We start from the raw sequence: 13595 nt of genomic DNA on the forward strand, positions 1-13595 counted from the left end.
AAGCGCGGCTTTCGATGCAGCGCAAGGCGACGTCACGCGCTGTCCCGATCCTGCTCAGTCTTGTCCGCCACTACGATAACGAAGATGAATCAGCGGATAAGGCCGCCCTTGTCCATCGAGCGCCGATCGCCCGCAGCGCTCGAATCCGAGCCGTTCGTAGAATCCCGCCGCCGCTTCGTTCTGCTCGTTGACGTCGGTCGACAGGTCGGGATGGCGTCCGAGGGCCGCTTCGACCAGCCGCCGCCCGACGCCCGCGCCATGGTGAGCGGGATCGACGAACAGTGCTTCCATGTGACTGCCGTCGAGCAGCATGAAGCCGACCGGACGATCGTGCTCGTCGACGGCCAGATCGAGCTTCGCCGACGGTCAGTTCGCGGGATGGCCGGATGCGGGCACGTCGGGCGCTGCGGCGCCCGCATCCGTCTCGTCTGCGCCGAGTTCCGCCAGAAACGCCCACGGATAGATGCCGCGCGCGTGACCGTCGCCGAACAGCAGGCGGATGCCGTAGCCGGCCGCTTCCACGCCGTCCAGCGTCAGGTCGGGTGGCGCGTCGACCTGCCCGCCATCGAGTCGGATCTTCCGGCATGCGGCGCACGGGCAAGCGCTGCGCAAGCGCGCATAGCCGATGCGCTGCGTGTCGCCGTCCGGCCAGCACAGCGTCAATGCGCGGGCCGCATGATCGAGCATGATCTCGGTCGGCGGCGTCATCGTGCATCTTCCCCGATCTGCGCGATCGCGATCCGCACGGCCTTGCGTACTTCGGGATCGCGATCGTCGAGCGCGTCGTGCAGCGCGGGCAGCGTCGCAGGATCGCGCAGTTCGCCGAGCGCGAGCGCGGCCTCCTTGCGCAGGTTGCTGATCGCGTGCGACAGCAGCGCGGCGACGGCCTGCGCCGCGGCGGCGTCGCGCAATTGCCCGAGTGCGCGCACCGCACGCAAGCGCACCTGCCAGTAATCGTCGTCGAGCGCGGCGACGAGCGGTGGGCGAGCGGCCGCGACACGCAGTTTGCCGAGCGTCGCGGCCGCTTCCTCGCGGACCTGCCATTCGGCGTCGCGCAGCGCCGCGAGCAAGGCGGTGACGACGGCCGTGTCGGCGGACGCCGCGAATCCGACCGCGCCGACCGCGATACGCCGTACGTCCGCATGAGTGTCGGTCGTGGCGATGCGTGCGAGCGGCGCCAGCGCGCGGGCGTCCTTGAGCCAGCCGAGCACGGCGACGGCCTCGGCGCGCACGGCCGACGCCGGCGCGTCGAGTGCGCGCAGCGCCGGCGCGAACGCGTCGGGGTCGCGCAGTTCACGCAGCGCGCGCAGCACGGCGCCGCGCACGAACGGTTCGGCGTGCTCGACCCAGCGGCACAGCGCGGCGCCGGATGCGACGTCCTTCAGTTCGGACAGGCTGTGTGCGGCGGTCGCGCGCACGTCGTCGTCCGGATCGAGCAGCGCGCGGCACAGCGCGTCGACGACGTCGGGCTGCTCCGAGGCGGCGAGCACACGCGCGGCTTCGCCGCGCACGTCGGCGGACGGATCGTCGCGCAGCGCCGCAACGAAGATCGGCACGAGATCGGGATCCTCGAGATCGGCGAGTTCGAGCAGCGCGATCCGGCGCACCGATGCATCGGGTGCGGCAACGCGCGCGACGAGCGCGGCATGGTCGGAAGCAGGTTTCATGTGTCGTGAGTCCGGTAGTGGGGAAGCGGCGCGCCGGGTCAGCGCAACAGGTACGGGATGTCGACCTTGACCGCGCCGGTCGGGCAGTCGCGTTCGCACGGCATGCAGTACCAGCATTCGTCGAACTGCATGTAGGCCTTGCCCTTGGTCACGTCGATCGCGAGCAGGTCGAGCGGGCACACGTCGACGCAGACGGTGCAGCCCTTGTCGGCGATGCAGCGGTCCTCGTCGATCGTCACGGGCGCGCTGCTGCGCAGGAAGATGTCGTGCGGGGTATGGGGCACGGTAAGGCTCCTCGGAGTCAGAGGGCGGCCGCGTGTGCGGCCGGTTCGCGGATGCGCAGGTGCGCGTAGGCGCTGCGTTCGTCGTCGGCGAGCGGCACGACGTAGGGTTCGACCGGTCGTTTCTCGCTGCGCATCGTGCCGTCGGCACCCTTGCGCAGCCACGTGTGGCAGAACCACTCGGCATCGTTGCGATGCGGAAAGTCGACGCGATGGTGGTACAGCCCCCAGCGGCTCTCGGTGCGGAACAGCGACGCGCGCGCGGCCATTTCGGCGCAGTCGCGGATCGCGCGCACTTCGGCCGCGCGCATCAGTTCATGCGGGTGGCCCGCCTTGATTTCTTCGATATCCTCAATAATGCCGTCAAAACGTTGCAGCCCGATTTCCATCTTGCGCGTCACCTTCGGCGGTTGCAGGTAATCGTTCACCATGCGGCGCAGCTTGTATTCGACCTGCGCCGGCGCGAGGCCGCGCTCGCGCGTGAGCGGCGCAAGCACGCGGGCGCGTTCGGCGGCGACCTGTTCGTCGTCCACCGGCGCGTGAGCGCGGCCGGCCACGTAGTCGGCCGCGTTCTGTCCGGCGAACCAGCCGTAGGTGAATGCGCCGAGCATGTAGTTGTGCGGGACCGCCGCCATGTCGCCGGCCGCGTAGAGCCCCGGCACGGTCGTTTCCGCGCGGGCGTTCACGTATACGCCGGATGCGCTGTGGCCGCTGCAGAAGCCGATCTCGGAGATGTGCATCTCGACCATCTGGCGCCGGTAGTCGGTGCCGCGCCCCGCGTGAAAGCGGCCGCGGCTCGGCCGCTCGTTGGTGTGCAGGATCTGCTCGATGGTCTGGATCGTTTCCTCCGCGAGATGGTCGAGCTTCAGGAACACCGGGCCGTTGCCGCTTTGCAGTTCCTGGTAGAACTCCCACATCATCTGGCCGCTCCAGTAGTCGCACTCGATGAATCGCTCGCCCTTGCCGTTCGCGGTGAAGCCGCCGAGCGGGCCCGTCACGTATGCGCAGGCCGGGCCGTTGTAGTCCTTGATCAGCGGATTGATCTGAAAGCACTCGAGGTTCGCGAGCGCCGCGCCCGCGTGGTACGCCATCGCGTAGCCGTCGCCCGCATTGGTCGGGTTCTCGTACGTGCCCATCAGGTAACCGGACGCCGGCAGCCCGAGCCGGCCGGCCGCGCCGCAGCACAGGATCACGGCCTTCGCGCGGATCACGTGGAACTCGGCCGTGCGGCAGTCGAAGCCGAGCACGCCGCTCGCGCGGCCCTGCGCATCGGTCAGCACGCGCGTCGCGACGATCCGGTTCGTGATCGCGATGCGCGCGCGCTTCAGCTGCCGGTACAGCACCTTCTTGATGTCGTGGCCTTCCGGCATCGGCAGCACGTACGAACCCATGTGGTGGACCTTCTTCACCGCGTAGTCACCGGTGCCGTCCTTCTCGAACTTCACGCCCCAGCGGTCGAGCTGCTCGATCGTCGCAAAGCTGTGCGTCGCATACGCGTACACGGCTTCCTGATCGACGATCCCGTCGTTGGCGATCGTGATCTCGCGCGTGTACTGCTCGGGTGTCGCGTGGCCCGGGATCACCGCGTTGTTGAGCCCGTCCATCCCCATCGAGATCGCGCCGCTGCGCTTCACGTTGGCCTTCTCCAGCAGCAGCACGCGCAGCGACGGGTCGCGCTCCTTCGCCTTGATCGCCGCCATCGGGCCGGCCGTGCCGCCGCCGACCACGACGATGTCGTATTCGAGTACATGGGTATTCATTGAGGATTCCTTGCAGGTTGGCGGGTCTTCTGCCGGTCGATGCGCAGCCGGTACTGGAAGGCGTCGCCGCGGAAGTACAGGTGTTCGTAGTCGATCGGCGTGCCCGACGCGTCGTGCGTCAGGCGCTCGATCCGCAGCACGGGGCTGCTTTCCTCGACGCGCAGCGCGTCGACGATTTCATCGTCGGCGAGGATCGCGTCGATCGATACGTCGGCGTGGCCGAGCGGTACGCCGCAGTCGTTCTCGAGGATCAGGAAGATGTCGCGGGTCGCGAGATCGGCGCCGGCGAGCCGCTTGCCGAGCGCCTCGGGCACCCACGTCTGCTCGAGCGACACCGGCTCGCGGTTCAGCAGCCGCACGCGGTGGATCTCGATGAGCGGCGCGCCTTCCGGCACGTTCAGCTTCGTCGCGAGGTGCCGATCGGCCTTCACGGTGCGAAAGCTGCGCAGCTGGTTGACGATCTCGTAGCCCATCGACGACATCGCCTCGGCGAAGCCCTGCAGCGACGTCACGTTCTGGAACGCCTTCGGCTTCGACACGAACGTGCCCTTGCCGTGCAGCTTGAACAGCAGGCCTTCCTTCTGCAGGTCGCCGAGTGCCTGGCGCACCGTGATGCGGCTCACGTCGAACATCGCGCAGAGTTCGTGCTCGGACGGCATCCGGCTGTGTGGTGCATAGGTGCCGTCGAGGATGCGCGTGCGCAGCGTGTCCTTGATCTGCACGTAGAGCGGCGCCGCCGACAGCGGCACGACGTTGGGTGGCGTCATCGGTCAACTTGTTATGACAAGATGGCTCGAGTGTAGTGAGCGCGCTCGCGCGCCCCAACCAACTATTTCTGATTTCGACTTTCCGATTCCGGAAAAGCGGGGCGGCGGCGACCCGCGCGAAAATAAAAAAACGGGGCCCGGCATGACCCGCGCAGACGGCGTCGAATCCGCGCGGAGCCTGCTGCGGCGCAGCACAGCGGCAAGTCGCGGCGATCGGCACGCATGCGCGCCGATTCGGCCCCTAAAAACACAATATCGAGCATGCGTTCGAAGGGCCTGTCATACGCACGTCACCCTGCTAGAATTCGGCTGCCGCATTTGTTCCGATTGACTGATGAGATTGCTTGACGCACTGGTCGAACAACGCATTGCCGCCGCCGCCGCGCGGGGCGAGTTCGACGATTTGCCGGGTACCGGCGCGCCGCAGGCGCTGGATGACGACCTGCTCGTACCCGAGGAGGTGCGGGTGGCCAACCGTATCCTGAAGAATGCGGGCTTCGTGCCGCCGGCCGTCGAGCAATTGCGCGCGCTGCGCAACCTGCAGGACGAACTGCAGGCGGTCAGCGACCGCGCCGCGCGCTGCCGGCTGCAGGCGAAGATCCTCGCCCTCGACATGGCGCTCGAATCGCTGCGCGGCGGCCCGATGGTGATGCCGCGCGACTATTGCCGGCGCATCGCGGAACGTCTGTGCGAGCGCGGGCTCGACGACGCGCCCGCCGAAGCGGGGCCGATGTGAGCGCCGACGCGTTGCCCGACGCGGCAGCCGGACCGGCTGTCGTTCCCGATGCTCCTGTTCCCGAAGCCGCGCCGGTGTCGGCGCGCGACCTGCATTTCATGCGGCTCGCGCAGGCTGCCGCCGAAGAGGCGCGCGCGGCCGGCGAAGTGCCGGTCGGCGCGGTGCTCGTGCGCGGCGACGAAGTGATCGCACGCGGCTTCAACCATCCGATCGGCGGGCACGATCCGTCGGCCCACGCGGAAATGGCCGCGCTGCGCATGGCCGCGCAGCATCTGCAGAATTACCGGATGCCCGGCTGCGAGCTGTACGTGACGCTCGAGCCGTGCCTGATGTGCGCGGGCGCGATCATGCACGCGCGCATCGCGCGGGTCGTCTACGGCGCCGCCGACCCGAAGACGGGCGCGTGCGGCAGCGTGATCGACGCGTTCGCGAATCCGCAGCTCAATCACCATACCGACGTGACCGGCGGCGTGCTCGCCGACGAGTGCGGCGCCGCGCTGAAATCGTTCTTCGCGGAGCGCCGTCGCGCGCTGCGGGAAGCACGGCTCGCCCGCGACGCCGCATCCGGCGCGTCGTAGCGCGCCCGCCGTGCCTGTCGCCCGGAGCGGGGCGGGCCGCGCGGTTCCGTGAACCGGAGACGGTTCGGACCCTCTAAGCAGGTTTGACGATCCCGAAATCTTTCGCCATGTCCTTCCAGCCCGCCGCGTCCTACACCATCCGCCTGCTGGCGCCGTCCGGTTATCCGCACGACCCCGATGCGATCAACCGCGCGCTCGAGCGCCTGAGCGGCGCACAGCAGCGCATCGAGAACATCGAGGCGACGCAGCGTCGCTTTCAGCGCTTCGGCGGCACCGACGGCGAGCGGGCCGGCGACCTGAACCGTCTCGCGGATCCGGAGCGCGCGCTGCCGGATATCGCGCTCGCGGTGCGCGGCGGCTACGGCGCCGCGCGCATCCTGCACGGGCTCGACTATCGCGGGCTCGAGCGTCGGCTGCGCGACCAGCCGATCGCGCTCGTGGGCCACAGCGACTTCACCGCGATCCAGCTCGCACTGTACGCGAAGGCGCGCATCAAGACCTTCGGCGGCCCGATGCTATCGGCCGACTTCGGCGCGGAAACGCCGAGCGATTTCACGATGCAGCACTTCTGGCGGACGCTGTCGCAGCCGACCACGACGATCGTCACCGAGGCGCCGCAAGTGCAGACCGTGAATGTGACGGGCACGCTGTGGGGCGGCAACCTCGCGATCCTCACGTCGCTCGTCGGCACGCCGTACATGCCCGACATCGAGGGCGGCATCCTGTTCATCGAGGACGTGAACGAGCAGCCGTTCCGGATCGAACGGATGATCTACCAGCTGCATCTGTCGGGGCTGCTCGCGCGCCAGCAGGCGCTCGTGCTCGGCCAGTTCACGGGCGCGCGGCCGTTCGAGTACGACAACGGCTACGACATGCAGGCGATGATCGACCAGGTGCGCTCGGTGGTCGGCATTCCGGTCGTCACGGGGCTGCAGTTCGGTCACGTGCCCGACCTGCTGACGCTGCCGTTCGGCGCGCAGGCGCAGCTCGTCGCGAATGCGCACGGTTTCCGCCTCACGCTGTCGGACTATCCGCATCTCGGCTGAGGCGGGCGCGGACCATCGAAAGGCGGGGCTTCCCGCCTTTTTCTTTAAGTAAATGCGCAACTAACGGTCGGAAATTTTAATCGCCGCCGATCCGGTTGGTGTCGTGGCACGCACCATTTTTGTCAACAAAATGGCTGGGAGGGTATACACCGTGAGCCGCCGTGGATAAGCACGAGAGCCTTGTCGTGCCTGGATATCGGGCGCAGCGCACCGCTCTGGCACAGGCCGATGCACACCGATTGTGCGCATTATCCGAAAAGAATTGTTGACAATCTTTATGTCCGTCCTAGGATGAGGACCATCACACGATGCAGAACATGAACGACTCCGCTACCCATCCGTCCGGCGCCGCCGGTCCCGAAGCGATCGCCGAGCGGATCCGCACCGCGATCCTCGAGCATCGGCTCGCGCCCGGCGCGAAGCTGACGGAGGCGCAGCTCTGCGACGTGTTCGGCGTGAAGCGCGGGACGATCCGCCAGGCGCTTTCGCAGCTCGCGGCCGACAAGCTGGTCGATCTCGAGCCGAACCGCGGTGCGTTCGTCGCGAGCCCGACGCTGCAGGACGTGCACGAGGTGTTCGAGATGCGCCGGATCATCGAGCTGGCCGTCGTCGAGCGGCTCGCGACGGGGCCGGGCGCGAAGCGGTTGAAGGGCGTCGCCGCGCTGATCGACAGGGAACGCAAGGCGTTCGAGCGGCACGACTTCGCGGCGTGGATCCGCCTGTCGGGCGAATTCCATACGGCGCTCGCGGCGCTGACGGGCAACGCGACGCTCTGCGAGTGCCTCGACGGGCTCGTCGCACGCTCGACGCTGATGTCGGCGCTGTACGAATCGCACGGGCGCAGCCCGTGCTCGTGCGACGACCATGACGAGATCCTGACCGCGCTGGAAGCGGGCGATTCGAAGCGGGCGGTGACGCTGATGGCGCGCCACCTGCAGCATGTCGAACTGAAGATGCTGGACCGGCCCGCGCAAGGGCAGGTCGATTTGCGCGAAGTGTTCGGCGGCGCCTGAGCGGCGACGCGAACCCGGCCGCGCGCCACACGACGAGAGCAATGCAGGCCGGCGGTTCGCGCCGCCGGCCGCCAGTCCGACTCCGGACGACGATCCGGAGCGATATCGATGACGGTGGAGCGGCTGCCAGGCCGCGTCAAGGAGAAGTCATGGCTCAGTTCAGTGTGGCGCACGACAGTGCGTATCCGGCGGAAGAAGGCGGCGAGGGCGGCGGCCCCGTGTTGCCGGACGGCTACAGCGAACGTTTGTACAACGAAGATTTGGCACCACTAAAGAATCAGACGTGGGGCTCGTACAACATCTTCGCGTTCTGGATGTCGGACGTGCACAGCGTCGGCGGCTACGTGTTCGCGGGCAGCCTGTTCGCGCTCGGGCTGACGAGCTGGCAGGTGCTGATCGCGCTGATCGTCGGCATCACGATCGTGAACCGGCTGTGCAACCTGATCGCGCGGCCGAGCCAGCAGATCGGCGTGCCGTATCCGGTCGCGTGCCGCGCGACCTTCGGCGTGCTCGGCGCGAACGTGCCGGCCGTGATCCGCGGGCTGATCGCGATCGCGTGGTACGGCATCCAGACCTATCTCGCGTCCAGCGCACTCGTGATCGTCGTGCTGAAGTTCTTTCCGCAATGGCTGCCGTACGCGGACGTCCATCGCTACGGCTTCCTCGGGCTGTCGGCGGTCGGCTGGGCCGGCTTCATGCTGCTGTGGGTGCTGCAGGCGCTCGTGTTCTGGAACGGGATGGAGACGATCAAGAAGTTCATCGACTTCGCGGGCCCGGCCGTCTACGTCGTGATGTTCATCCTGGCCGGCTACATGGTGTGGCGCGCGGGCTGGCGCAACATCGGCCTCAACCTCGGCGGCGTCAAGTATCACGGCGCGGAAGTGATTCCGGTGATGATCACGGCCGTGTCGCTCGTCGTGTCGTACTTCTCCGGGCCGATGCTCAATTTCGGCGACTTCTCGCGCTATTGCCGCTCGTTCGGTGACGTGAAGCGCGGCAACTTCTGGGGGCTGCCGGTCAACTTCCTCGCGTTCTCGCTCGTCACGGTGATCACCACCGCCGCGACGCTGCCGGTGTTCGGTGAACTGATCACCGATCCCGTCGAGACGGTCGGCCGCATCGACCATCCGACCGCGGTGATCCTCGGCGCGCTGACCTTCACGATCGCGACGATCGGCATCAACATCGTCGCGAACTTCGTGTCGCCCGCGTTCGACTTCTCGAACGTCGCGCCGCGGCTGATCAGCTGGCGCGCGGGCGGGATGCTCGCGGCCGTCGCGTCGATCTTCATCACGCCGTGGAACCTGTTCAACAACCCGGCCGTGATCCACTACACGCTCGACGTGCTCGGCGCGTTCATCGGCCCGCTGTACGGCGTGCTGATCGCCGACTTCTACCTCGTCAAGCGCGGCCGGCTCGTGCGCGACGACCTGTACACCATGTCGGAGCGCGGCACCTACTGGTACACCGGCGGCGTGAACCGCCGCGCGCTCGCCGCGCTGCTGCCGGCCGCGGTGATCGCCGTCGTCTGCGTGATGGTGCCGGGCTGGCAGGCCGCCGCGAACTTCTCGTGGTTCATCGGCGCGGGGCTCGGCTTCGTGTTCTACCGGCTGCTCGCGAGCACGAAGGCCTGAGGAGCGCGCGATGAAGATCAAGCTGATCAATCCGAACACGACGCAGCGGATGACCGATGCGATGGGCCGCTGCGCGCGCGAAGTCGCGGCGGCAGGCACCGAGATCGTCGCGGTGAGCCCGCCGATGGGGCCGCCGTCGATCGAAGGCTATTACGACGAAGCGCTCGCGACGCCCGGGCTGCTCGCCGAGATCGCGCAGGGCGAGCGTGACGGCTGCGATGCGTACGTGATCGCGTGTTTCGGCGACCCGGGCCTGTATGCGGCGCGCGAACTCGCGCGCGGGCCCGTGATCGGGATCGCCGAGGCGGCGATGCACGCGGCGAGCGTGCTCGCGCCGGGCTTCTCGGTCGTCACGACGCTCGCGCGCACTTGCGGGATGGCATGGCATCTCGCCGAGCGCTACGGGATGAAGCGGTTCTGCCGCAACGTGCGGGCGACCGACGTCGCGGTGCTCGAGCTCGACCGGCCCGGTTCGGCCGCGCGGCGGATCATCGTCGACGAATGCCGGCGCGCGCTCGACGAGGACGGTGCCGACGCGATCGTCCTCGGCTGTGCCGGGATGGCCGAATTCGCGCACGAGATCGAGCAGCAGATCGGCGCGCCGGTCGTGGAAGGTGTCACGGCAGCCGTCAAGTGGGCCGAGGCGCTCGTCGCGCTGCGCCTCGCGACTGCGAAGCGCGGCGACTATGCGCGGCCGCTGCCGAAGCGCTACGACGGCGAATTCGCGCATTTCAGCCCGCCGGGGGATGCGTCGTCGGCCACGCCGGCCGCCGCCACGGCGCGCAGCGGGAGCGCCGCACCGGAACCGGTCCCGGCTTTGCCGCAACCGCACATACACGCCGTCTGACCTGCACTATCTGCGCCGCTGTATGGGCGCGTATGAACCTTTTCGCTACACTGGGCCGTCATCGCATCGGCCCGTGCGGCCGGCCTCCGGCACCCGCGCGGGTCGATGCGAACCCATTATTTCAGCACGCTTTCGCGGCACTTCGAACCCATGTCACTCGATCCCAACTATCCTCGCGACCTGATCGGCTACGGCCGCCATCCCGTGCAGGCGAACTGGCCCGGGCGCGCCCGCGTCGCCGTGCAATTCGTCCTGAACTACGAGGAGGGCGGCGAGAATTGCGTGCTGCACGGCGATCCGGGCTCCGAGCAGTTCCTGTCCGAAATCGTCGGCGCGGCCGCCTATCCGGACCGCCACATGAGCATGGAGTCGATCTACGAGTACGGTTCGCGTGCGGGCGTGTGGCGCATCCTGCGCGAATTCGAGAAGCGCGGGCTGCCGCTGACGGTGTTCGGTGTCGGCATGGCGATCGAGCGTCATCCGGAACTCGCGCGTGCCTTCGTCGAGCTCGGCCATGAGATCGCGTGCCACGGCTGGCGCTGGATCCACTACCAGAGCATGACGCCCGAGCTCGAGGCCGAGCACATGCGCCTCGGGATGGAAGCGATCGAGCGCGTGACGGGCGAGCGTCCGCTCGGCTGGTACACCGGCCGCGACAGCCCGAACACGCACCGCCTCGTCGCGGAATACGGCGGCTTCCTGTACGACTCCGACAACTACGGCGACGACCTGCCGTTCTGGATGGATGTCGAGGTGTCGGGCGGCAGCACGTCGCCGCAGCTGATCGTTCCGTACACGCTCGATACGAACGACATGCGCTTCGCGACGCCGCAGGGCTTCAACACCGGCGACCACTTCTTCGAGTACCTGCGCGACGCGTTCGACGTGCTGTACGCGGAGGGCGACGACGCGCCGAAGATGCTGTCGATCGGCATGCACTGCCGGCTGCTCGGCCGGCCGGGGCGTTTCCGCGGGCTGCAGCGTTTCCTCGATCACATCGAGAAGCACGATCGCGTATGGGTGACGCGGCGTGTCGATATCGCGCGTCATTGGCGCGAACATCATCCGTACCAGCCCAGTCATCGAAACGAAGGGAAAGCATGAAGGCGATGCGTTACACGTTGGAGCAACTGAACACGATGGCGCCGAGCGCATTCGTCGCGGCGCTGTCGGGGATCTTCGAACATTCGCCGTGGGTGGCCGAGGTCGCCGCGGGCAAGCGGCCGTTCGCGAGCATCGACGCGCTGCACGAGACGATGTCGAACGCGGTGGAGACGGGCGGCGAAGTCCGCCAGCTCGCACTGATCAATGCCCACCCGGAGCTGGCCGGCAAGGCTGCCGTGCGCGGCGAGCTGACGGCCGAGTCGACGCGCGAGCAGAGCGGCGCGGGTCTCGACCAGTGCACGCAGGAAGAGTTCGACAAGCTGCTGACGCTGAACCGCACGTATCGCGAGAAGTTCGGTTTCCCGTTCATCCTCGCGGTGCGCGGCTATGATCGGCACGGCATCATCGCGAACTTCGAGTCGCGCGTGAATCATTCGCGCACCGAGGAGCTGCGTGCGAGCCTCGACCAGATCTACCGGATCGCGCGCTTTCGCCTCGACGACCTGATCGACGCCTGACACATCACGACGGCCTGCTGCGTCGCAGCGGCCTGATCGCATCACTGAAACAAGGAAACATCATGGCTGTTCCGCTTCTCGATCCCGACGCACCCGACTTCACGCGGCGCTACGTGAACCTCGCCGACCCGCGTCTCGGTGCGCAGGCGCTCGAGGCCAGCGACGACTTCTTCGCGCCGAAGGAGCGGATGCTGAACCCCGAGCCGGCGGTGTTCATCCCCGGCAAGTACGACGACCACGGCAAGTGGATGGACGGCTGGGAGACGCGTCGCAAGCGCACGACGGGCTACGACTGGTGCATCGTCAAGCTCGCGCGTCCGGGCGTGATCAAGGGCTTCGACATCGACACGAGCCACTTCACCGGCAACTTCCCGCCGGCCGCGTCGATCGAGGCCGCGTACGTGGCCGACGGCGCGCCGACGCACGCGACCGAATGGGTCGAAATCGTGCCGTCGACGACGCTGCAAGGCAACAGCCACCACTACGTCGCGGCGAGCGACGCGCGCGCGTTCACGCACCTGCGCGTGAACATCTATCCGGACGGCGGCATCGCGCGCCTGCGCGTGTACGGCCAGCCGCAGCTCGATTGGGCCGGCGCCAGCGCGACCGAGCAGTTCGACCTCGCGGCGATGGAGAACGGCGGTTACGTGGTGGCAGCGAACAACCAGCACTTCGGCGTTGCGTCGAACCTGCTGCTGCCGGGCCGCGGCGTGAACATGGGCGACGGTTGGGAAACCCGCCGTCGCCGCGAGCCGGGCAACGACTGGGCGATCATCGCGCTCGCGCAGCCGGGCGTGATCCGCAAGATCGAAGTCGACACCGCGTTCTTCAAGGGCAACTATCCGGATCGCTGCTCGATCCAGGCCGCGTACGTGTCGGGCGGCACCGACAGCTCGCTGATCACGCAGTCGATGTTCTGGCCGGTGCTGCTCGGCGAACAGAAGCTGCAGATGGACAAGCAGCACTATTTTGAACACGAGATCGCATCGCTGGGCCCGGTGACCCACGTGCGCCTGAACATCATTCCGGACGGCGGCGTATCGCGCCTGCGTCTGTGGGGGACGCTCGACAAATGAAGACGCTCGCAATCGAACCGCTGACCAAGGAAGCCTTCGCGGCGTTCGGCGACGTGATCGAAACCGAAGGCGCGAAGCAGATTCCGATCAATCTCGGCACGACGATCCGCTTTCACGATCTTGCGAAGGTCGACGTGAGCGACGAAGAAGGCCGCACGCTCGTCAACCTGTTCCGCGGCCAGCCGCGCACGCTGCCGTTCGAGGTGAAGATGCTCGAGCGCCATCCGCTCGGCAGCCAGGCGTTCGTGCCGCTGAACGACCAGCCGTATCTCGTCGTCGTCGCGCCGGCCGGCGATCTCGATCCGTCGAAGATCCGCGCGTTCGTGACGAGCGGCTGGCAGGGCGTCAATTATGCGAAGGGTGTGTGGCATCACCCGCTGATCGCGCTGGGCGGTGTCAGCGACTTCATCGTCGTCGACCGCGGCGGCGACGGGCTGAACCTGAACGAGCAGGACCTGCTGGAATCGCTGTGGCTCACCGAGGACGCGCTGCACGCGCTGACGGCCTGAGTCGCCGGCGTACTCGCGACTGACAGGCGGTTTGCCTACCTGCCGAAACCCGCGCAACG

15 protein-coding genes and 1 pseudogene are annotated in these 13595 nt (G+C 67.7%); 10 read left to right on the top strand and 6 right to left on the bottom strand.

Translation table 11 applies throughout. The annotated features are described in order from the left end of the window. Positions 1-54: 54 nt before the first annotated feature. The 6 genes and pseudogenes from U4012_RS19380 to U4012_RS19405 form a co-directional block, all read right to left on the bottom strand. Positions 55-366: pseudogene (locus U4012_RS19380) on the bottom strand (acetyltransferase); the annotation flags it as partial. Then, on the bottom strand, positions 367-708 hold the full coding sequence (locus U4012_RS19385) for a gamma-butyrobetaine hydroxylase-like domain-containing protein (RefSeq protein ID WP_321800814.1): 342 nt from the start codon (positions 706-708) through the stop codon (positions 367-369). Then, on the bottom strand, positions 705-1667 hold the full coding sequence (locus U4012_RS19390; RefSeq protein ID WP_321800816.1) for a HEAT repeat domain-containing protein: 963 nt from the start codon (positions 1665-1667) through the stop codon (positions 705-707). The genes U4012_RS19385 and U4012_RS19390 overlap by 4 nt, the downstream gene beginning before the upstream one ends. A gap of 38 nt (positions 1668-1705) precedes the next feature. Next, positions 1706-1951, bottom strand: coding sequence for a ferredoxin family protein (locus U4012_RS19395; RefSeq protein WP_006755644.1), 246 nt, complete (start codon positions 1949-1951; stop codon positions 1706-1708). A gap of 17 nt (positions 1952-1968) precedes the next feature. After that, positions 1969-3708, bottom strand: a complete 1740-nt coding sequence (locus U4012_RS19400) for a fumarate reductase/succinate dehydrogenase flavoprotein subunit (RefSeq protein ID WP_321800818.1) — start codon at positions 3706-3708, stop codon at positions 1969-1971. Next, positions 3705-4475, bottom strand: coding sequence for a GntR family transcriptional regulator (locus U4012_RS19405; protein WP_124486207.1), 771 nt, complete (start codon positions 4473-4475; stop codon positions 3705-3707). Before U4012_RS19405 ends, U4012_RS19400 begins: the two co-directional genes overlap by 4 nt. Before the next feature lie 334 nt (positions 4476-4809). Between U4012_RS19405 and U4012_RS19410 the strand changes: the two genes are divergently transcribed. The 10 genes from U4012_RS19410 (at position 4810) to U4012_RS19455 (ending at position 13536) form a co-directional block, all read left to right on the top strand. Continuing rightward, the gene (locus tag U4012_RS19410) at positions 4810-5211 is read left to right on the top strand and encodes a DnaJ family domain-containing protein (protein WP_044843744.1); all 402 of its coding nucleotides are present in this window, start codon (positions 4810-4812) and stop codon (positions 5209-5211) included. Continuing rightward, positions 5208-5789 carry a tRNA adenosine(34) deaminase TadA gene (gene tadA / locus U4012_RS19415; RefSeq protein ID WP_052664610.1) on the top strand — a complete coding sequence of 194 codons (582 nt, stop codon included), beginning with the start codon at positions 5208-5210 and terminating at the stop codon, positions 5787-5789. The genes U4012_RS19410 and tadA overlap by 4 nt, the downstream gene beginning before the upstream one ends. Before the next feature lie 107 nt (positions 5790-5896). Next, on the top strand, positions 5897-6835 hold the full coding sequence (gene ldcA / locus U4012_RS19420; RefSeq protein WP_044843743.1) for a muramoyltetrapeptide carboxypeptidase: 939 nt from the start codon (positions 5897-5899) through the stop codon (positions 6833-6835). A 308-nt stretch (positions 6836-7143) separates the two neighbouring features. After that, the gene (locus tag U4012_RS19425; protein ID WP_321800823.1) at positions 7144-7848 is read left to right on the top strand and encodes a GntR family transcriptional regulator; all 705 of its coding nucleotides are present in this window, start codon (positions 7144-7146) and stop codon (positions 7846-7848) included. Between the two features lie 149 nt (positions 7849-7997). Next, positions 7998-9482, top strand: coding sequence for an NCS1 family nucleobase:cation symporter-1 (locus U4012_RS19430; protein WP_124486209.1), 1485 nt, complete (start codon positions 7998-8000; stop codon positions 9480-9482). 10 nt (positions 9483-9492) lie between these two features. Beyond that, a complete protein-coding gene (locus U4012_RS19435; RefSeq protein ID WP_321800827.1) occupies positions 9493-10329 on the top strand; it encodes an aspartate/glutamate racemase family protein in 837 nt (278 codons plus the stop codon). A gap of 150 nt (positions 10330-10479) precedes the next feature. Continuing rightward, positions 10480-11433 carry an allantoinase PuuE gene (puuE, locus tag U4012_RS19440; protein ID WP_124520036.1) on the top strand — a complete coding sequence of 318 codons (954 nt, stop codon included), beginning with the start codon at positions 10480-10482 and terminating at the stop codon, positions 11431-11433. After that, entirely contained in the window at positions 11430-11951 is a 522-nt protein-coding gene (uraD, locus tag U4012_RS19445) for a 2-oxo-4-hydroxy-4-carboxy-5-ureidoimidazoline decarboxylase (protein ID WP_044843738.1), read from the top strand. The genes puuE and uraD overlap by 4 nt, the downstream gene beginning before the upstream one ends. A 62-nt stretch (positions 11952-12013) precedes the next feature. Next, positions 12014-13027: an allantoicase gene (gene alc / locus U4012_RS19450; protein WP_044843737.1), complete on the top strand. Its 1014-nt coding sequence runs from the start codon at positions 12014-12016 to the stop codon at positions 13025-13027. Beyond that, positions 13024-13536: an ureidoglycolate lyase gene (locus U4012_RS19455; protein ID WP_321800829.1), complete on the top strand. Its 513-nt coding sequence runs from the start codon at positions 13024-13026 to the stop codon at positions 13534-13536. Before alc ends, U4012_RS19455 begins: the two co-directional genes overlap by 4 nt. The last annotated feature ends 59 nt before the right edge of the window (positions 13537-13595 follow it).

It is taken from the genome of Burkholderia sp. BCC1988 (assembly GCF_905339895.1).
GTDB lineage: Bacteria > Pseudomonadota > Gammaproteobacteria > Burkholderiales > Burkholderiaceae > Burkholderia.